14 protein-coding genes are annotated in these 19,125 nt (G+C 73.0%); 8 read left to right on the forward strand and 6 right to left on the reverse strand.

What is annotated here, in order from left to right; all coding sequences use genetic code 11:
• Positions 1-12 precede the first annotated feature (12 nt).
• Positions 13-1,161, forward strand: a complete 1,149-nt coding sequence (locus tag N8I84_RS30555) for a damage-control phosphatase ARMT1 family protein (protein ID WP_263232628.1) — start codon at positions 13-15, stop codon at positions 1,159-1,161.
• A gap of 4 nt (positions 1,162-1,165) precedes the next feature.
• On the opposite strand, the gene N8I84_RS30560 is transcribed toward N8I84_RS30555, so the two are convergent.
• Positions 1,166-2,431 carry a cytochrome P450 gene (locus N8I84_RS30560; RefSeq protein ID WP_263232629.1) on the reverse strand — a complete coding sequence of 422 codons (1,266 nt, stop codon included), beginning with the start codon at positions 2,429-2,431 and terminating at the stop codon, positions 1,166-1,168.
• Positions 2,428-3,207 carry an alpha/beta fold hydrolase gene (locus N8I84_RS30565; RefSeq protein ID WP_263232630.1) on the reverse strand — a complete coding sequence of 260 codons (780 nt, stop codon included), beginning with the start codon at positions 3,205-3,207 and terminating at the stop codon, positions 2,428-2,430. Before N8I84_RS30565 ends, N8I84_RS30560 begins: the two co-directional genes overlap by 4 nt.
• Before the next feature lie 188 nt (positions 3,208-3,395).
• Between N8I84_RS30565 and cyc2 the strand changes: the two genes are divergently transcribed.
• Positions 3,396-5,600: a germacradienol/geosmin synthase Cyc2 gene (cyc2, locus tag N8I84_RS30570; protein WP_263232631.1), complete on the forward strand. Its 2,205-nt coding sequence runs from the start codon at positions 3,396-3,398 to the stop codon at positions 5,598-5,600.
• On the opposite strand, the gene N8I84_RS30575 is transcribed toward cyc2, so the two are convergent.
• The gene (locus N8I84_RS30575; RefSeq protein WP_263232632.1) at positions 5,569-6,414 is read right to left on the reverse strand and encodes a CTP synthase C-terminal region-related (seleno)protein; all 846 of its coding nucleotides are present in this window, start codon (positions 6,412-6,414) and stop codon (positions 5,569-5,571) included. The two genes, cyc2 and N8I84_RS30575, sit on opposite strands and share 32 nt — an antisense overlap.
• 95 nt (positions 6,415-6,509) lie before the next feature.
• Here N8I84_RS30575 and N8I84_RS30580 point away from each other — a divergent pair, with 95 nt between their 5' ends.
• From N8I84_RS30580 to N8I84_RS30590, 3 genes are all read left to right on the forward strand, one after another.
• Positions 6,510-7,388, forward strand: a complete 879-nt coding sequence (locus N8I84_RS30580; protein ID WP_263232633.1) for a LysR family transcriptional regulator — start codon at positions 6,510-6,512, stop codon at positions 7,386-7,388.
• Positions 7,389-7,515: 127 nt separating this feature from the next.
• The gene (locus tag N8I84_RS30585) at positions 7,516-8,661 is read left to right on the forward strand and encodes an aminopeptidase P family protein (RefSeq protein ID WP_263232634.1); all 1,146 of its coding nucleotides are present in this window, start codon (positions 7,516-7,518) and stop codon (positions 8,659-8,661) included.
• A gap of 101 nt (positions 8,662-8,762) precedes the next feature.
• On the forward strand, positions 8,763-9,683 hold the full coding sequence (locus N8I84_RS30590; protein ID WP_263232635.1) for an aminoglycoside phosphotransferase family protein: 921 nt from the start codon (positions 8,763-8,765) through the stop codon (positions 9,681-9,683).
• 189 nt (positions 9,684-9,872) lie between these two features.
• Here N8I84_RS30590 and treZ read toward each other — a convergent pair whose 3' ends face one another.
• The gene (treZ, locus tag N8I84_RS30595) at positions 9,873-11,618 is read right to left on the reverse strand and encodes a malto-oligosyltrehalose trehalohydrolase (protein WP_263232636.1); all 1,746 of its coding nucleotides are present in this window, start codon (positions 11,616-11,618) and stop codon (positions 9,873-9,875) included.
• Positions 11,619-11,791: 173 nt separating this feature from the next.
• Between treZ and N8I84_RS30600 the strand changes: the two genes are divergently transcribed.
• From N8I84_RS30600 to N8I84_RS30610, 3 genes are all read left to right on the forward strand, one after another.
• Complete coding sequence (locus N8I84_RS30600) at positions 11,792-12,343, forward strand: DUF1707 and FHA domain-containing protein (RefSeq protein WP_263232637.1); 552 nt, start codon at positions 11,792-11,794, stop codon at positions 12,341-12,343.
• A 271-nt stretch (positions 12,344-12,614) separates the two neighbouring features.
• On the forward strand, positions 12,615-13,940 hold the full coding sequence (locus N8I84_RS30605; RefSeq protein WP_263232638.1) for a M14 family zinc carboxypeptidase: 1,326 nt from the start codon (positions 12,615-12,617) through the stop codon (positions 13,938-13,940).
• Positions 13,937-14,425, forward strand: a complete 489-nt coding sequence (locus N8I84_RS30610; protein ID WP_263232639.1) for a subtilase-type protease inhibitor — start codon at positions 13,937-13,939, stop codon at positions 14,423-14,425. The genes N8I84_RS30605 and N8I84_RS30610 overlap by 4 nt, the downstream gene beginning before the upstream one ends.
• 101 nt (positions 14,426-14,526) lie before the next feature.
• Here N8I84_RS30610 and treY read toward each other — a convergent pair whose 3' ends face one another.
• Positions 14,527-16,878: a malto-oligosyltrehalose synthase gene (treY, locus tag N8I84_RS30615; protein ID WP_263232640.1), complete on the reverse strand. Its 2,352-nt coding sequence runs from the start codon at positions 16,876-16,878 to the stop codon at positions 14,527-14,529.
• A gap of 124 nt (positions 16,879-17,002) precedes the next feature.
• Positions 17,003-19,111, reverse strand: a complete 2,109-nt coding sequence (gene glgX, locus N8I84_RS30620) for a glycogen debranching protein GlgX (RefSeq protein WP_263232641.1) — start codon at positions 19,109-19,111, stop codon at positions 17,003-17,005.
• Positions 19,112-19,125 lie beyond the last annotated feature (14 nt).

A 19,125-nucleotide genomic window follows, 5' to 3' on the forward strand; every position in this document is an offset into this window, starting at 1 on the left:
GAGCCCCAGACCATGCCTGACGCCCCCGTGATCCTCGCCGACGAGCCGGGCTCCTTCCCGCACGGTGTGCTCTCGGCACGGCATCCCGCGCTGATCCGCGCGGTGCGGGACGCCTTCCCGTACGGACCCGACCGGCGGCACGCCCTGGAGGCGCTGCTGACCAGCGCCACCGAGGGCGTCATCGAGCCCCTCGGCACGGAGGACGACGTGCGGTGGGCGCAGTGGGGCGCCCGGGAGTACCTGGGCCGGTCCTGGTTCGAGGTGCCCTTCCTGTGGTCCGAGAGCTACTTCTACCGCCACCTCCTCCAGGCGGTCGGCTACTTCGGCCCGGGCCCCTGGCAGGGCATCGACCCGTTCCGCCCCTTCAAACTCGCCGAACTCGACTCCGTGGAGACCGACGAGGAACTGGCGGCCCTGGACCGGCTGGCCGGCGAGCCGGCCGACGCGCGGGCGCGGGCACTGCTGCACGGCTCGCTGTGGGGCAATCGCGCGGACCTCGGCTTCCGCCTGTCCGCCCCCGACGCCTCGACGGCGGCTTCCGGGCTCGTGGCCGACGACAGCGACGTGTTGTGGTCCCTGCTGCCCTGCGACACGGTGTGCCTGGTCGCCGACAACGCGGGCCGCGAACTGATCCCGGACCTGCTCCTGCTGGACCATCTGCTGACCCGGCGCCGGGTACGGCGGGCCCTGCTGCACGTCAAGGCGTATCCCTACTACATCTCCGATGCCACCACGGCCGACGTCGTGGACGCCGTACGCCGCCTCACCGCCGCGCAGGGCGAGGCGGCGGCCGCCGGGGAGCGCCTGTGGACCGCTCTGGCCGAGGGGCGCCTGGAGGTCCGGGCGCACCCGTTCTCCTGCGCCCCGCTGCCGTACGCCGACATGCCCGACGACCTGCGCGCCCAGTTCGCCGAGGCGGACCTGACGATCCTCAAGGGCGACCTCAACTACCGCCGCCTGGTGGGGGACCGGCTCCACCCGCCGACGACGCCGTTCGCGGACACCACGGCGTACTTCCCCGGCCCGGTCGCGGCGCTGCGCACCCTGAAGTCCGACGTGATCGTGGGCCTCACCGCGGCGACCGAGGAGTCGCTGGTCGCCGCGGAGGGACGGCGCTGGCGGACGAGCGGCACGCACGCGCTGATCCAGGTAGGACCGTGACCTTTCAAGTGAGCTGGAGGGAGAGCGCCTTGATGCCGTTGATGAAGTTCGAGACGAGCCTTCTGGGCGGCGCGGCCAGGCAGAGATCGGGCAGGGACTCCAGCGCCGCCTGGTAGAGCACGCGCAGTTGCAGTCGGGCGAAGTGCACGCCGAGACAGACGTGCGGACCGTCCCCGAAGGAGACGTGTGGGTTCGGCGTCCGTGCCAGATCGAGCCGGTCGGGTGCGGCGAAGGCCCGCTCGTCCCGGTTGGCGGACGCGTGGAAGACGACCACCTTGTCGCCGGCCCGTATCTGCTGCCCGGCCAGCTCGGTGTCACGGGAGGCGGTGCGCCGGAAGCTGAGCACGGGCGGGTGCCAGCGAAGCAACTCGTCGACGGCAAGCCCGAGTTCTCCGGGCTGTGTACGCAGCCGCTGATACGCCCCAGGGTGCTCGGCGAGCGCCAGCAGGCCGCCGGGTGCCGCGCTGCGCACCGTGTCGTTGCCGGCGATGGTCAGCAGGAAGAAGAACATCTCCAGCTCGGGGCCCGCCAGTTCGGGGTCGGTGGCGAGGGCGGTCATGATGTCGTCACCGGGGTGCGTGCGCTTCCGGTCGGCCAACTGCCGGACGTACGCGAACATGTCCCGCAGCGCGGACGGTGAGCGAGGGTTGACGGGCCGGCCCTCGGCATCGCGGAGCGGCTCGCCCACCTCGTCCGGATCCTGGTAGCCGATCACGCGACGGGTCCAGTGCAGCAGCAGGGCCCGGTCGGACTCGGGCACGCCCAGCAGGTCGGCGAGGTTGAGCAGGGCGTAGTCGTCGGTGATGGCGGAGACGACGTCACAGGTGCCGTCGCCCGCGCGTGCCCGGTCGAGGGCGCCCGCGCACAGCGCCTGGGCGCGCCGGCGGACGACGGCGGCGAAGCGGTCGATACGCCGCGGAGTGAAGGCACGGCTGACGAGCCGCCGCAGCCGCCCGTGCGCCGACGCGTCCTGGTTGAGCATCATGCGGCGGATGAACGGCAGGTCGGCGGGGTCCGGGTCGCGGATCTGCGTGGCGCCCAGCCAGGAGGAGAACGTCGCGGAGTCCTTCAGCACGCGCACCACGTCCGCGTGCCGGGTCACCGCCCAGAAACCGGGCCCCGCCGGCCAGCCGAGCACCTCCGGTTCCTCCTGCCAGGCGACCGGGTGGTGGTCACGGAGAGTGCGGTAGGCGGAGTAGGGGACTCCCTCGGCGTAACGGCGGGGATCGAAGACGTCGGGGACGGGCGGAGCGCTCTCGCCGATGCTCACGCTTCCGCGCCGTCCGCGCGCAGGAAGTCCTCCACGGCCCGGATGAGGTCGAGCGGTGTTTCGTCCATCGCGTAGTGGCCCGCGGAGGGCAGTTCGAGGACCGAGCCGTGCGGATACCAGCGCAGCCAGGTGTCCCGCAGCAGGTCGGCTGTCAGCGCCGGGTCGAGTGCTCCCGCGATGGCCAGAGCGGGCACCGCGGAACCCTTGACCTCCTCGTGGAAGTCCTCCCCGGCCCACGAGTCCAGCCATGCCCGGAACGCCTCGGGGGCGCTGTGCGCCAGCGAACGCGCGACCATCCGGTCCAGCCAGGCGGCCGGGCGCCGACCGCCGGTGGTGAAGTCGATGATGACGCGCCGGTTCTCCGGCTTGTGCGCGGCGCCCGTGAACAGCTCCCACTGCTCGGCGGGCATCGTCAACCCGGAGGCGGGCACGGGGGAGACCCCGACGATCCGGCGCAGGCGTTCGGGCGCGAGGACCAGCAGCCGCTGGGCGACCACGCCGCCCATGGAGTGCCCGACCACCGAGAACCGCTCCCAGCCCAGCCGGTCGGCGAGTTCGAGGAGGTCCGCGGCCGCCTGACCGGTGTCGAACGCGCCGGGGGCGTCCTTCGCGGCACCGTATCCGCGAAGGTCGACGAGGGCATAGGTGAAGGTGGCGCGATCGAGATCCGGCACCACCGCCGAGTACGCACCCCGATCACCGAACCAGCCGTGCACCGCGAACACCTTGTGGGCGCCGTCACCTTGCACGTCATGAGGCAGCACGAAGGAGGTCATGCGACCACGGTGGCGCGGGAGTTGGGCGTCGGCAAGTAGCAGGGCGAGCATTCCACTGTGTGGGTGGCAGCCGCGTGGGGCGGCGGGAACTCCGGGTCGAGACCAGCAGTTCGCTCCCGATTCACGCGATGGTGTGATCACGCCCCGCCCGCCGGATGCCCCGCTCGGCCCGCGGGCAGGACCCGGCCATGACGCAGCCGTTCGACCTCCCGCACTTCTACATGCCGTACCCCGCGCGGCTGAACCCGCATGTCGACGAGGCCCGCGCCCACTCCACGGAGTGGGCCCGCGCCATGGGCATGCTGGAGGGCTCCGGCATCTGGGAGCAGTCCGACCTCGACGCGCACGACTACGGGCTGCTGTGCGCGTACACCCACCCCGACTGCGACGCCCCGGCCCTCTCCCTGATCACCGACTGGTACGTGTGGGTGTTCTTCTTCGACGACCACTTCCTGGAGATCTTCAAGCGCACCCAGGACCGCGAGGGCGGCAAGGCATACCTGGACCGCCTCCCGCTGTTCATGCCCCTGGACCTCGGCACCGCGGTCCCGGCCCCGGAGAACCCGGTGGAAGCGGGCCTCGCCGACCTGTGGGCACGCACGGTGCCGTCCATGTCCCCCGACTGGCGGCGACGGTTCGCCGTTGCCACCGAGCATCTGCTCAACGAGTCCCTTTGGGAGCTGTCCAACATCAACGAAGGGCGGATCGCCAACCCCGTCGAGTACATCGAGATGCGCCGCAAGGTGGGCGGCGCCCCCTGGTCCGCGGGACTCGTCGAGTACGCCACCGCCGAGGTACCCGGCCGTGTCGCCACCTCCCGCCCGCTGCGCGTGCTCATGGAGACGTTCGCCGACGCGGTCCACCTGCGCAACGACCTCTTCTCCTACCAGCGCGAGGTCGAGGAGGAGGGCGAGAACAGCAACGGCGTCCTCGTCCTGGAGACCTTCTTCGGCTGTGGCACACAAGAGGCGGCCGACGCCGTCAACGACATCCTGACCTCACGTCTGCACCAGTTCGAGCACACCGCGTTCACCGAGGTCCCCGCCCTGGCCCTGGACAGGGGTCTCACCCCGGACGAGCTCGCCGCCGTCGCCGCATACACGAAGGGGCTGCAGGACTGGCAGTCCGGCGGCCACGAATGGCACATGCGCTCCAGCCGCTACATGAACGAGAACGCCCGCTCCCGGCAGCGCCCCTTCGGGCTCTCCGGCCTCGGCACGTCCGCCGCCGACGTGCGCGGACTGCTCGCCGACGCGGGGGCCATGGGGGCACCTCCCACGCCCTTCAGGCAGCGGGGGAGGCTGCGCGTGTACAGCCATCTGCCCTTCCAGCAGGTGGGGCCTTCGCTGATCCCCGACCTCCACATGCCCTACGAGGTGGAGCTCAGCCCGCACCTGGACGGCGCCCGCAGCCGCCTCACCCCCTGGATGCACCGGATGGGCATGCTCCAGGAGGGCGTCTGGGACGAGGACAAGCTGGCCGCGTACGACCTGCCCCTCTGCGCGTCAGGACTGGACCCGGACGCGAGCCCCGAGGCGCTGGACCTCAGTTCCCAGTGGCTGTCCTGGGGCACCTACGGCGACGACTACTACCCTCTCGTCTTCGGCCACCGCCGCGACCTCGCCGCGGCGAGGCTGTGCACCGAGCGGCTGTCGTCCTGCATGCCCCTCGACGGCGCGGAGTTCCCCGTCCCCGCGAACGGGATGGAGCGCGGCCTGATCGACCTGTGGGCTCGCACCACGGCCGGGATGACCCCGGAGCAGCGGCGATCGTTGCGCGCCGCCGTCGACGACATGACCGAGAGCTGGGTGTGGGAGCTGTCCAACCAGCTCCAGAACCGCATCCCGGACCCCGTCGACTACCTGGAGATGCGCCGCGCCACCTTCGGCGCCGACCTCACCAAGAACCTCTGCCGCATGGGCCACGGCCCCGCGGTCCCGCCCGAGGTGTACCGCAGCGGCACGGTCCGCGCCCTGGAGAACGCGGCCATCGACTACGCGATGCTCGTCAACGACGTCTTCTCGTACCAGAAGGAGATCGAGTACGAGGGCGAGATCCACAACGCGCTCCTCGTGGTGCAGAACTTCTTCGGCTGCGACTACCCGACGGCGGTGCGCATCGTGGGCGACCTGATGAACCAGCGCATGGAGCAGTTCCAGCACGTGGCCGCCCGCGAACTGCCCGTGCTGTTCGACGACTTCGCTCTCTCCCAGGAGGCGCGCGAGGTCATGGACGGCTATGTGGCCGACCTGCGGAACTACATGGCGGCCATCCTGAACTGGCACCGCAACTGCCGCCGCTACGGCGCCGACGACCTGGCCCGCCGCTTCCACGGCTTCGTCCCGGACCTGGCTTCGGCCGTCACCCTGAGGCCGGCGCCGGTGGCACGCTGACCGCCCCCGGCACTGCGCCGGGCGCGGCGGACACGACGGCCACCCGGGCTGACGGGCCCGCCGCTTCCGGGCCGGGGTCAGGCGAGTCGGACCTTCTCGCGACGGCGGCGTGCTCCACCGCGGCTTGCGCCAGCGCCCGCACGACGGGGTGCGGGCGCGAGCCGTCGCCCGTGAGTTCCGGTTGGAAGAGGGTGGCCAGGAAGAAGGGGTGGCCGGGCAGTTCCGCGATCCTCACCTGTCCGTCCTCGTCGTGTCCGCTGAACCGCAGCCCGTGCGCGTGCAGCGTGTCCAGGTGCCGGGAGGGGCCGTACGAGCAGAAGTACCGTTCGACGGTCCGCTGCGAGCCGATCACCTGGTGGGCCAGCGTGTCCGGGACGACACGGACCGCCGCCTCGTGGCCCACCAGGGAGCAGGCCAGCGGCTCGATGAGGAGGTCGTCGGCATCCGGGTCGTTCTCCGCGTGCGCGACCCGGGTCAGGCCGCACACTGTGCGGGCGTACTCCAGCAGCGCGTGCTGGAAGCCGCCGCACGTGCCGAGGAAGGGGATCCCCTCCTCTCGTGCGGTGCGGATCGCTGCGAGCACCCCGGCCTCGCTCCGGTACGGGCTGCCCGGCAGCACCCACACCGCGTCGAAGCCGCGCACCGCGCCCTCGTCCGCGGCCTCCTCGGACGGGATCCAGTAGGCGTCGAGGACGAGCCGGTCGCGCTCGGCGAGCGCCTCCAGCAGCAGAGGAACGCGGGTGTGCGAGACCACGGCGGGGGAGCGGTCGCCGACCAGGGCGAGACGGGCGGTGTGCGTCGCGTCGGATGTCATGCCGACCATGCTCGACCCGCCGCATGGTTCACGTCCAACGATGATTACTGCACTCTCCATAAGCGATGCTGATGTCCTGCGGCATGCTGAAGCGCATGGACCCGCACCTCCTGCGCACCTACGTCACCGTGGCCCGGCTCGCGTCCTTCTCAGAGGCCGCCCGCGAACTCGGCTACACCCAGTCCGCCGTGTCGCAGCACATCGCAGCGCTCGAACAGGACCTCGGCGCGCCGCTGCTGACCCGGCGTCCGGTCGCCCCCACCACGGCGGGTGAACGGCTCCTCGAACACGCCGGTCCGCTGCTGCTGCGCCTCGATGCGGCCAGGGCCGACGTCACGCGGATGGCGGCCGCACCCACGCTCGGGGTGACGCTCGCGGCCACGCCGACCGCGCTCGGGCCGCGCGTCCTCGCCGCACTGCCCGCCGCGGGCGTCACCCTGAGGGTGCTCACCCGGGACGAGATACCCGCAGCGGTCGCCACCGGCGGCGCGGACCTCGGCCTCGTGGACGGCCTGGCGGCGCCCAGCGATCCGCTGCGGCTGCCCGACGTGGCGCCGCTCATGACCGAGAGCGCCGGCGAGGAGCCCGTCTGCGTTCTGCTGCCGCGCAGCCATCCGCTCGCCGGCCGCGCCGGGCTCCGGCTCGGCGACCTCGCGGACGCCCGTTGGCTGGACGCCCCCGACGCGGGCCTGCCGCTGGCTCAACTGCGGGCCGTGGCCGGTGGCACGGGCTTCCGGCCGGCCCTGCGCCAGGAGGGTACCGATCTGCGCACGCTCATGGCGCTTGCGGCCGCAGGCCACGGCCTCGCAGTGCTGCCGCGATCGGCGGCCACCGGAGTACCGGGCACGGTCGCCGTGCCGCTCACGGCGCCCCGCGTGGTCCACCGCACGGAACTCGTACACGGCCGGGGCCTGCGCGGAGCCGCGGCGACACTGGCCGAGCGGCTGCTGCCCGCTCCGCAGGCCAGGGGGTGACCCGGTGCGCGGGCGGGCGCCCCCGTACGCGGGCCGTCATGGTCGCAATGGGCTCGCGTCCGCCCCTGCGGAGGGGCAGGATGCTGCCCGTAGACCCTGGGAGGACCCGGACCAGCGGAGGTTATGGATGACCGGCACGCCCGTACCGCCCGACAGGGACGGTCCCGCGCCCTTCACCGCCGAGGACTACGCGGCCCGGATGCGGCGCGCCGCGGACGCCGCCGCCGAAGCCGGGCTCGACGGGGTCCTCGTCGCGCCCGGACCCGACCTGGTGTGGCTGACGGGATACCGCCCGGTGGAGACCGAACGCCTCACCCTGCTGGTCCTGCGCCCCGGGCACGACCCTGTCCTCGTCGTGCCCACCCTGGAGGCCCCCGACGCCGCCCAGGCGCCCGGCGGGAGCGCTCTGACGCTGCGCGACTGGACCGACGGCAAGGACCCCTACGAGGCGGCCGCCTCCCTGCTGACCGCCGACGGCCGCTACGGCATCAGCGACAACGCCTGGGCCCTGCACCTGCTCGGCCTGCGCGAACGGCTGCCCGACGCCGGCCACGTCGCGCTCACCCGCGCCCTGCCGATGCTGCGGGCCGTCAAGGACGCCGCGGAACTCGACCGGCTGGCCGCCGCGGGCGCCGCCGCGGACGCGGCGTACGAGGAGATCCGGAAGGTCCCCTTCGCCGGTCGCCGGGAGCGCGAGGTCGCCGGGGACCTCGCCGATCTGCTGCGGCACTTCGGCCACTCCCAGGTCGACTTCACCATCGTCGCCTCGGGCCCCAACGGCGCCAACCCGCACCACGAGGCCGGTGAGCGCGTCATCGAGCGCGGCGACATGGTCGTCCTCGACTTCGGCGGCCTCAAGCACGGCTACGGCTCCGACACCACCCGCACGGTCCACGTGGGCGAACCCACCGAGGAGGAGCGCCGGGTGCACGACCTGGTGCGCGCCGCCCAGGAGGCGGGCTTCCGCGCGGTAAGGCCCGGCGCGGCCTGCCAGGACGTCGACCGGGCGGCCCGCGCGGTCATCGCCGACGCCGGGTACGGGGAGTACTTCATCCACCGCACCGGGCACGGCATCGGCGTCACCACGCACGAGCCGCCGTACATGATCGAGGGGGAGGAGCAGCCCCTCGTCCCCGGCATGTGCTTCTCGGTGGAGCCCGGTGTGTATCTGCCCGGCCGCTTCGGGGTCCGCATCGAGGACATCGTGACGGTGACCGAGGACGGCGGACGCCGCATGAACAACACGCCCCGTGAGATGGCGATGGTCGACTGAAGGAGGGAAGGACGCAGTGGCCGCCCCCGCGCGACCGCGAGGGCCGGCCGACCCGCCGGCAGAACCCGCAGCAGGCCCACCGAGACGACAACGGCGCGATCATGACCCAGGCACCGACACCGACGGCGGAAACCGTACGCCGACTGGTCCGCACCCTGCTCCACGACGGCGACGGGCCGGACGTGACGCCCGTCGCCGAGGGCGGGCACGCCACCTGGTGGGTCGGCACGCGGCATGTGCTGCGGCTGGCCGCCGACCGGGACGCCACCGCACGCCAACGCCGTGAACTGCGGCTGCGGGCCCTGGTGCGGCCGCACATCGGGACGGCGGTGCCGGTGAGCGTGGCGCACGGGGAGTGGGCCGCCGGCCTCGGCTACACCCTCGACGCCCGGCTGCCCGGATCGACCGGAACGGTACGGGACGTCTCGGCGGTCGGCGAGGCGGACCTCGCGGCCCTGCTCTCGGGGCTGCGCGAGGTACCCGTACGGCAGGCCGAGTCGCTCGGCGTGCCGCGCGTCCCGCCCCGCCCGCTGGAGGCCGTGCGAACCGCCGCCGCGCACGCCGCGGAGCGCCTCGCCGAGCGGGACGAGTTCGACCCCGCCCGCCTCGCCCAGTTCCCCGCCCCGGCCGCCCGCCAACTCGCCCCTCAGCCCGGAACGGCCGTCCTGGTGCACCGCAACCTGCGGGACGACCATCTCGTCGTCAGTGACGACGGTCGGGTGCGCGGCGTCCTCGGCTGGGACGACGCGGTGATCGGCGACCCGGCCGAGGACATCGCAGGACTCGCCGCGGCCGTCGGCGCCCCCGCGGCGGTGCGCGCCGCCACCCTGGCCGGCTACGGCGCCCGCCCCTGCCTGCGCGGCCTGTGGCTGGCCCGTTGCGACGCGCTCGTCGCACTGGCCGGCGGACTCCAGGGCCGAGGCGACGCCCCCCTGCCGGACCTCCGGGGCCGCCTGCGCCGCGCCTGGGAGCCGATCCTGCTGGAACGCGTCACGGAACTGCCGGGGGACGAGACGCCGTAGGCGCCGGCGGGGCGTCCGGCCGCACGGACGCGGAGGCCCGTGCTCCACGGCGCCCGGCGGCCCGTGCCGCCATCGCGCCCGGCGGCCGCCACCGCACCGGCGCCTGCGGGCGGCCGGGCGCGTGCGCCGTCACGTCGACGCGTGCGTAAACGCTTGCGCGCACGTCTGCGCGAGCGTGTGCGCCGCACCTCACTCCTGCGTCAGCACCACGCACGACTCGCCCGGCACGGTCACCATCCCGTCCTCGTCCGGCGGCTGAACCGGCTCCCAGGCGGCCAGCACGCGCGCGTTGCGGAGGCCCAGGGGGATGTGCGACGGCTCCTTGGCGAGGTTGACGGCGACCCGGACGTCCCCGCGGCGGAAGGCGAGCCAGCGCGCGTCCTCGTCGTAGGTGACCTTCACATCGCAGAGGTCGGGGTCCGACAGGTCGGGCTGGCCGCGGCGCAGGGCGACCAGCTCCCGGTACCAGGCCAGCACGCGCGCGTGGGGCTCGCGTTCCGGCTCGGACCAGTCAAGGCACGAGCGGTCCCGGGTCGCCGGGTCCTGGGGGTCGGGCACGTCCTCCTCCGCCCAGCCGTGCGCCGCGAACTCCCGGCGCCTGCCGCGTCGTACGGCCTCGGCGAGGTCGGGATCGGTGTGGTCGGTGAAGAACTGCCAGGGCGTGCCCGCGGCCCACTCCTCGCCCATGAACAGCATCGGTGTGAAGGGGGCCGTGAGCACCAGCGTCGCCGCGCACGCAAGGAGGCCGGGGGAGAGGGACGCCGAGAGCCGGTCGCCCTGGGCGCGGTTGCCGACCTGGTCGTGGGTCTGGGAGTAGCCGAGCAGGCGGTGCGCGGACACCCGGCTGCGGTCCAGCGGACGGCCGTGCCGCCGGCCGCGGAACGTCGAGTACGTGCCGTCGTGGAAGAACCCGGACGTCAGGGTCTTGGCGAGGGCCGCGAAGGGCGCGCGGGCGAAGTCCTCGTAGTAGCCCTGCGACTCACCGGTCAGCGCGGTGTGCAGCGCGTGGTGGAAGTCGTCGTTCCACTGCGCGTGGACGCCGAGGCCGTTCTCCGCCCGGGGGGTGATGAGCCGTGGGTCGGCCAGGTCCGACTCGGCGATCAGGAACAGCGGCCGGTCCACCTCGGCGGCCAGCGCGTCCACCGCCCGCGACAACTCCTCCAGGAAGTGGAGCGCGCGCGTGTCGTGCAGCGCGTGCACCGCGTCCAGACGCAGGCCGTCGATCCGGTAGTCGCGCAGCCAGGCCAGCGCGCTGCCGATCAGGTACGCGCGCACCTCGTCCGAGCCCGGCGCGTCCAGGTTCACCGCGGAGCCCCAGGGCGTGTGGTGGGTGTCGGTGAAGTACGGCCCGAAGGCGGGGAGGTGGTTGCCGGAGGGGCCGAGGTGGTTGTGGACCACGTCCAGCACGACGCCGAGGCCGAGTTCGTGCGCCCGGTCGACGAACCGTTTCAGCGCCGCGGGCCCGCCGTACGGCTCGTGCACCGCCCACAGCGAGACGCCCTCGTAACCCCAGCCGTGCCGCCCCGGGAACGGACACAGCGGCATCAACTCGACGTGTGAGACGCCCAGTTCCACCAGGTGCTCGAGCCGCTCGGCAGCCGCGTCCAGCGTGCCCTCACGCGTGTATGTGCCCACGTGCAGCTCGTACAGCACCGCGCCCGGCAGCCCGCGCCCCGGCCACGCGGCACGCCACGCGTGGCGTCCGTGGTCGACCACCGCGCTCTGCCCGTCGGGCCCGTCCGGCTGGCGCCGCGAGCGCGGATCGGGCAGCACGGGGCCGCCGTCCAGCGCGAAGCCGTAACGCGTGCCGTCCTCGGCCTCCGCCTCGCCCGCCCACCACCCGGCGCGCTCCGGATCGCGCTCCAACGCGCGCGTGGCACCGCCGCAGTGGAGCGTGACCCGGCCGGCCTGTGGCGCCCACACCTCGAACCGCACTGACGTTCCCCCTCGTCTGCCCATCGTGATGTAGTCCGTCCATGGTGCGTCAAAACGCGATCACTTCGCCGCCCGATCGACCCTTTCGTCACACGAAACGACCCTGACGGCGGCTTGGGCCACTCTTTGCGTCTTCTGGACACGTCCGGGCGGACTGACCGACAATCACGTCCGTGACGTCGTCTTTCGAGTTCCACACGCACCCTGCGCGGCTCTCGGACGCCGAACGCGACAGGGCGCTGAAGGTGCTCCGCGACGGCGTCGCCCTGGGACGTCTGTCGCACGACACCTTCCTCCGGCGCATGGAGTTGGCCCTGGTCGCCCGGCAGCCGCACGAGCTGGCCGCGCTCACCGCCGACCTGCCCACCGAGAAGCGCTGGTCGCGGATCGTGTTCGGGACCGTGGAGGCGGTCTCCGGGTTCACCGTACGGCTGCGGCGGGCCTGGCAGGCCGAGCGGCTGCCCAAGCTGCTGCTGCCCCACCCGGACCGGCCCTACCCGCTGCGGATCGGCCGCGACCCCGCGAGCGGCCTCAGGCTCAGCCACGAGACGGTCTCCCGTGTGCACGCCGAACTCAGCCGACAGGGCGGCCTGTGGATACTGCGCGACCTCGGCTCCACGAACGGCACGACCGTCAACGGCCGCAGGGTGATCGGCGCCGCGGTCGTCCGCGAGGGCGACCAGGTCGGCTTCGGGACGATGACGTTCCGTCTGGCGTCGGAGTAGGGCGCCCTCCCCGCGAGGACCGGCCTGCCGGGCGGGAGCGGGGCCACGGCGCGCGGTCTGCCGCACGGAGCGGGGCGAGGGCGGTCTGCCCTGCCGAGCGCGTTACGCCGTCGGAGTGCCGTCCCTCCGCCAGCCAACCTTCGGTACCCCCCACGGTGTTGACGTACCTGCGCAGCCGTGACTGACTGTGCGTACGCCATGTACAGCAGGTGAATCGACGGCACCACATAAGGGGAGGTGTGCCCTGCCGCCCCTCCTCCGCTACCCGACCGTGGACGAACTCGGCGCCCGTGCCGCCGCGCTGGCCGCCGGCCACCCGCGCGACGCCCGGCTCCGCCGCGTGGGCACGTCCCGCGGCGGCACGCCGCTGTGGCTCCTCTCCGTCGGCCACGGCAGCCGCCACGCCCTCGTCGTCGCCGGACCGCACGCCAACGAGCCCGTCGGCGGCGCCACCGCCCTGCGCCTGGCCGAACGGGCGCTGGCCGATCCCCGGTTCGTCCGGGACGCCGACACCACCTGGAACCTGCTGCTGTGCCTCGACCCCGACGGCGCCCGGCGCAACGAGGGCTGGCTGTCCGGCCCGTACACCCTCGGCCGGTACTTCCGGAACTTCTTCCGCCCCGGCTTCCTCGAACAGCCCGAGTGGCTGCCCGACGGCGCCGATCACGCCGCCCTGCCCGAGACCCGCACCCTGCTCGACCTCCAGGACGAACTGCGGCCCTTCTTCCAGTGCTCCCTGCACGGCGTCGACGTCGGCGGCGGCTTCGTCGAACTGACCCACGACCTGCCCGGCATGGCCCAGCGGCTCGCCCACGCCGCGGCCCGGCTCGGCATCCCGCGCGAGCTCGGGCCGTACGACACCCTGTACTGGCCGCTCCTCGGGCCCGCCGTGTACCGCATCCCGCCCCCGCGCCGCGGCGACCTCGCCGCCGCGATCACGGAGGCCGCGGTCGAGTCGACCTGGTTCCACCCGCACCGCTACGGCACCGTCACCGCGGTCGTGGAGGCGCCCATGTGGGGCGTGGCGGCCGTGGAGGACCCCTCACCGCTCGCCGACCCCGACGCGGTCCTGCGGACCGTCAGCGGCACGCTGCGCCGCGACACGCGCCTTCTGGAGGGGCTGCTGGCCCGCGTCCGCCCCCACCTGGACGCCGTGCCGGACGCGGCCCGGCTGCTCGCCCCGGTGGACGACTATTTACTGGTCGGACCCGGACTCGCCGACTCCTGGGACCCCGACCTGCACGGCGCCGGTCAGCGGCCGCTGCCGCCGCTGGACACCGCACGGCTGACCGCCCTCGGCATCTCGGGCCGCCGCGTCGCGCTGCGCACCGCGGGGCTGCTGCACCAGCTCGCCAGGGCCGCCGGGCGCGCGGCGGCCGACGCGCTGCCCGAACTGGACCGGCTGATCGACGCCTGGTGCGCCGACTACCACGACGGCTACGGCGCACGCTGGATCCCCGTGGCACGCCAGGCCGAGTACCAGGCGCGCGTGGTGCTCGCCGCCTTCGAACTCGCGGGGCAGTACACGGCCGTACGCTCCCATTCGGGTGAGAAGGACTGGGGTTCGGCGCCGGCGGTGCCGATGCACAGGGAATGAACAAGACGATCCTGGCCCTGCGCGGCGCCCTGCTCGCCGCGACCGCCTTGCTCATCGCGACACCGGCCCAGGCCGTGCCCCGGCCGGCCACCAGCGGGAACTGGCTCTATCTGACGGTCACCAAGGGCGACGCCCGTTCCCGGGACGTCCGCGGCACGCTGCTGATCTGCGACCCGCCCCAGGGGCACGCCCGGGCCGTGCAGGCCTGCGACCAACTGGCCGCCGTGCAGGGGGACATCCACCGCATCCCGCCCGAGCACTCCTACTGCACGATGCTCTACGCCCCCGTGACCGTCTCCGCGCGCGGCGAGTGGAACGGCCACAAGGTGGAATACACCCACACCTTCGCGAACAGTTGCGACCTGACCGCGAAGACCGGCGCGGTGTTCGCACTCTCGGACCAGACACCGGCCCGCTCCGTGCCGGGCGGTCGCCACGCACACGGGGGCGTCACCGGTACCCCACGCGCGTGGGGAAGGAGCTGACGACCTCACGCGCGTGCGCGCGGACGCGCGGGCTCACCGCTGGTGCGGCCCGCGCCCCGCGAGGATGAGGAACGCTTCGGACGGCGCACAGGGGCACGGCGTCAACGCCCGCCGACCCGCTCCAGCAGCGCCACCGGCAGTCGTGCGAACAGGTCCGCCACGCGCGTGTGCCCCTCGTACTCCCGCTCCGGTGCCAGCGCGTCGGCCCAGCGGCCGGGCGGCAGTGGGAGGGACGTGTCGTGCCAGCCGCCCGCCTCCGCCAGCCGCAGCGACAGTCGCGTGACCGCCGTGAGCACCTCACCCGAGCGCACGAAGGCCACACAGTGCGCGGCACCCGGGCCCTCGGCCGCCAGCGGCGCGTACGTCGCCGAGGCGCCGAAGACCTCCGGGCGCCGTCGGCGCAGGAGCAGCGCGGCTCTGGTGAGGTCCGCCTTGTCCGAGGCCGTCTGCTGCGGTGCGAACGGCTGCCGGTTGTCCGGGTCGACCAGCGCACGGTACTCGCCCTCGGTGCCCTGGTAGACGTCGGGCACGCCCGGCATCGTCAGCTGGACCAGCGCGGCCCCCAGGGCGTTCGCCAGGATGTGCGGTGCCAGCTCGTCCCTCAGGGCCGTCACGAGTTGTCCCGGCGCCCCGCACGGGCCTCCCGAGACGAAAGCCGCCACCGCGTCCTCGTAGGCCGGGTCCTGTTCGGTCCACGAGGTGTGCAGCCCCGCCTCCCGCACATGCTTGAGCAGCGCCCCCTTCAGGCGCTCCTCGTCCGCCTGCCCGAGCCCGAACAGCGTCTGCCAGGCCGCCCAGGCCAGCTGCGGGTCGGGGGCGTCACCGTCCGCGCGGGTCACCTCGGCCAGTACGTCGTCCCAGCGTTGCGGGCACTGCGTGAGCACCGAGATCGCCGCCCGCACGTCCGCGCTGCGCTTGGTGTCGTGCGTCGACATCACGGTCCCGGTGACGGGCCAGTCGCGCTGCACGCGCGCGCAGTACGCGTGGAAGTCCTCCGGGGCGACGGCCGGGGCGCCGGGCTCGCCGCCCACCTCGTTCGCCGACAGCAGCGGCACGTAGCGGTAGAACGCCGTGTCCTCCACGGACTTGGCGCGCAGCGCCGACGCCGTCTGCGCGAACCGGGCCCGGAACTCCTCGAGGTCGGGCTCCTCGCCGATCCGCCCCAGCACCAGGTCGCGCACGACGGTCACCGCGTGCGCCTCCTCGGGCACCGTGAACGCGGCCCGGGCCTCGGCGGCGGCCGCCTCGGTGACCACCTCGGCGGCGTCCTGGGAGGCGTACGGCCGGTACACCTCCATGCGGACGAGGAGTTCCCGCAGCGCGGTGTGCAGCGCCCAGGGCGCGTGGTCGCGCAGCGCCGGGTCCGGGGACGTCGCGCACAGCCGGCTCGCCACGCGGATGAGGCGCTCCACCTCGGTCGCCAGCTCGTGCGTGACCACCTCGTAGGCGGCGCGCCGTACCGTCGAGGCCCACTGGCCGCCTCGGTCGCCGCGCGGGATCGCGAAGAGCCGGTAGTGGCCGAGCAGCTCCTCGGCGCCCTCGGGGTCCGTGAAGAGCCCCTCCACGTGCCGCAGCGCGTCGTACCCGGTGGTGCCCGCGACCGGCCAGGCGGTGGGCAGGTGCTCGCCGTCGGCGAGGATCTTCTCGACGACCGTCCAGCGCCCGCCGGTGGCCTCGTCGAGCCGGCGCAGATACACCTCCGGATCCGCGAGACCGTCCGGGTGGTCGATGCGCAGACCGTCGACGACGCCCTCGTCGAGCAGCCGCAGCAGCGTGCCGTGGGTCGCGGCGAAGACCTCCGGATCCTCCACGCGCACCCCGATCAGCTCGGAGATGCTGAAGAACCGCCGGTAGTTCAGCTCGGTACGGGCCAGCCGCCACCACACCGGGCGGTACCACTGGGCGTCGATCAGCTGGGGCAACGGCAGTTTCCCGGTGCCCTCGCGCAACGGGAAGACGTGCTCGTGGTAGCGCAGCACGTCCCCGTCGACCTTGAGGTCCTCGATCACCTCGCCGAGCCGGCCCCCCAGCACCGGCACCAGCAGCTGTCCGCCCTGTGCGTCCCAGTCGATGTCGAACCAGCGGGCGTAGGGCGACGCCGGGCCCTCGCGCAGCACCTCCCACAGGGCCCGGTTGTGGCGGGGGAAGGCGGCCATGTGGTTGGGCACGATGTCCACGACCAGGCCCAGCCCGTGCTCCCGCGCCGTGCGCGCCAGGGAGCGCAGCCCCGCCTCGCCGCCGAGCTCGTCCCGCACGCGCGCGTGGTCGACGACGTCGTAGCCGTGCGCCGACCCCGGGACGGCCTCCAGGATCGGCGACAGATGCAGGTGCGAGACGCCGAGTGCGGCCAGGTACGGCACGGCCGCCTCCGCCGCACCGAACGGGAACCGCGGCTGCAACTGCAGCCGGTACGTGGCCGTGGGCACCGTCGGGCCGGGACGCTCAGGTGTCATGGAAAGCTACGTACCCGCCCCGCCGCCTTTCGTGTCATCGACGCGCCGCCGACCCGGCCGCCCACGGAAAACGTCCGCCACGCGCGCGTGCCCCGCGAGCCCGGCATGATCCAGACGAGAGGCCCTAGTCCGGCCGCTGCAGCACCACCAGGCTCCGGTCCACCAGGGTCAGCCGTCCCCCGGCCTCGATCTTCGTACCCGTGCCCGGCGGCAGCCCCTCCGGGACGGCCGTGTCGACGACCACCTGCCACTGGCGCCCGTGGTTGACCGGCACCACGAACTCGAGCGTCCTCGGCGAGGGATTGAACATCAGCAGGAACGAGTCGTCCGTGATCCGCTCCCCGCGCTGCCCCGGCTCCGAGATCGCGTTGCCGTTGAGGAACACCGTCAGCGCGCTCGCCTGCCCCGACGTCCAGTCCCGCTGGGTCATCTCCTCACCCTCCGGGGTGAACCACGCGATGTCGGACAGCTCGTCGTGCGTGCCCTGCACCGGGCGGCCGTGGAAGAAACGGCGCCGGCGGAAGACCGGGTGATCACGGCGCAGCCACACCATCGCGCGCGTGAACTCCAGCAGATCGCTGCCGTCCTGCGGCCACTGGACCCAGGAGAGCTCGCTGTCCTGGCAGTACGCGTTGTTGTTGCCGTTCTGCGTGCGCGCGAACTCGTCGCCGTGGCTGAGCATCGGCACGCCCTGGGAGAGCATCAGCGTGGCGATGAAGTTCCGCATCTGCCGGCCCCGCAGCTCGAGCACCGCCGGGTCGTCGGTCTCACCCTCGGCCCCGCAGTTCCAGGACCGGTTGAAGCTCTCGCCGTCTCGGTTGTCCTCGCCGTTGGCCTCGTTGTGCTTCTCGTTGTACGAGACCAGGTCGTGCAGTGTGAAGCCGTCGTGGCAGGTCACGAAGTTGATGGAGGCCAGCGGGCGGCGGCCGTCGTCCTGGTAGAGGTCCGAGGAACCGGTCAGCCGGGAGGCGAACTCCGCGAGGGTGCGCGGCTCGCCGCGCCACAGGTCGCGCACGGTGTCGCGGTACTTGCCGTTCCACTCGGTCCACATGGGCGGGAAGTTGCCCACCTGGTAGCCGCCCTCGCCGACGTCCCACGGCTCGGCGATCAGCTTCACCTGGGAGACCACCGGGTCCTGCTGCACCAGGTCGAAGAACGACGACAACCGGTCCACCTCGTGGAACTGCCGCGCCAGGGTGGCCGCCAGGTCGAAACGGAAGCCGTCCACGTGCATCTCGGTGACCCAGTAGCGCAGCGAGTCCATGATCAGCTGCAGGACGTGCGGCGAGCGCATCAGCAGGGAGTTGCCCGTTCCGGTGGTGTCCATGTAGTACCGGGGATCGTCCGCCAGCCGGTAGTACGAGGGGTTGTCGATGCCCCGGAAGGACAGCGTCGGGCCCAGGTGGTTGCCCTCGGCGGTGTGGTTGTAGACGACGTCCAGGATGACCTCGATACCGGCCTCGTGCAGCGCCTTCACCGCCGACTTGAACTCCAGGACCTGCTGGCCGCGGTCGCCCCAGGAGGCGTACGCGTTGTGCGGGGCGAAGAAGCCGATCGTGTTGTAGCCCCAGTAGTTGCTCAGGCCCATGTCCGCCAGACGGTGGTCGTTGACGAACTGGTGTACGGGCATCAGCTCCAGTGCGGTGACACCCAACTCGGTCAGATGTTCGATGATGGCCGGATGGGCGAGCGCGGCGTACGTGCCGCGCAGCTCGTCCGGAAGCGCCGGGTGGCGCATCGTCAGGCCCTTCACATGGGCCTCGTAGATCACCGTACGGTGGTACTCGGTGCGCGGCCTGCGGTCGTCGCCCCAGTCGAAGTACGGGTTGATCACCACGGACGCCATGGTGTATGGCGCCGAGTCCAGGTCGTTGCGCTTGTCGGGGGACCCGAACGGGTAGCCGTACACCTCCTCGCCCCACGTCACCGCGCCACTGATCGCGCGCGCGTACGGGTCGAGCAGCAGCTTCGCCGAGTTGCAGCGCAGTCCGCGCTCGGGGGCGTACGGACCGTGCACCCGGAACCCGTACCGCTGCCCGGGCATCACCCCCGGCAGATACGCGTGCCGGACGAACGCGTCTGTCTCCCGCAACTCGATCGCCGTCTCCGAGCCGTCGTCGTGCAGCAGACACAGCTCGATCCGGTCGGCGGCCTCCGAAAAGACCGCGAAATTGGTCCCGGCGCCGTCATAGGTGGCGCCGAGCGGATACGCCTCTCCAGGCCAGACCTGCATGAATTCGACTCTCC

The sequence above is a fragment of the Streptomyces cynarae genome (assembly GCF_025642135.1).
Lineage (GTDB): Bacteria > Actinomycetota > Actinomycetes > Streptomycetales > Streptomycetaceae > Streptomyces > Streptomyces cynarae.

Bases quoted from the DNA above. Each gene is read 5' to 3' on its own strand.
- N8I84_RS30585 (WP_263232634.1), top strand. From the start codon at position 7,516: ATGACCGGCACGCCCGTACCGCCCGACAGGGACGGTCCCGCGCCCTTC.
- treY (WP_263232640.1), bottom strand. From the start codon at position 16,878: ATGACACCTGAGCGTCCCGGCCCGACGGTGCCCACGGCCACGTACCGG.
- N8I84_RS30565 (WP_263232630.1), bottom strand. From the start codon at position 3,207: ATGACCTCCTTCGTGCTGCCTCATGACGTGCAAGGTGACGGCGCCCAC.
- N8I84_RS30580 (WP_263232633.1), top strand. From the start codon at position 6,510: ATGGACCCGCACCTCCTGCGCACCTACGTCACCGTGGCCCGGCTCGCG.
- N8I84_RS30575 (WP_263232632.1), bottom strand. From the start codon at position 6,414: ATGACATCCGACGCGACGCACACCGCCCGTCTCGCCCTGGTCGGCGAC.
- N8I84_RS30590 (WP_263232635.1), top strand. From the start codon at position 8,763: ATGACCCAGGCACCGACACCGACGGCGGAAACCGTACGCCGACTGGTC.
- N8I84_RS30555 (WP_263232628.1), top strand. From the start codon at position 13: ATGCCTGACGCCCCCGTGATCCTCGCCGACGAGCCGGGCTCCTTCCCG.
- glgX (WP_263232641.1), bottom strand. From the start codon at position 19,111: ATGCAGGTCTGGCCTGGAGAGGCGTATCCGCTCGGCGCCACCTATGAC.
- cyc2 (WP_263232631.1), top strand. From the start codon at position 3,396: ATGACGCAGCCGTTCGACCTCCCGCACTTCTACATGCCGTACCCCGCG.
- N8I84_RS30610 (WP_263232639.1), top strand. From the start codon at position 13,937: ATGAACAAGACGATCCTGGCCCTGCGCGGCGCCCTGCTCGCCGCGACC.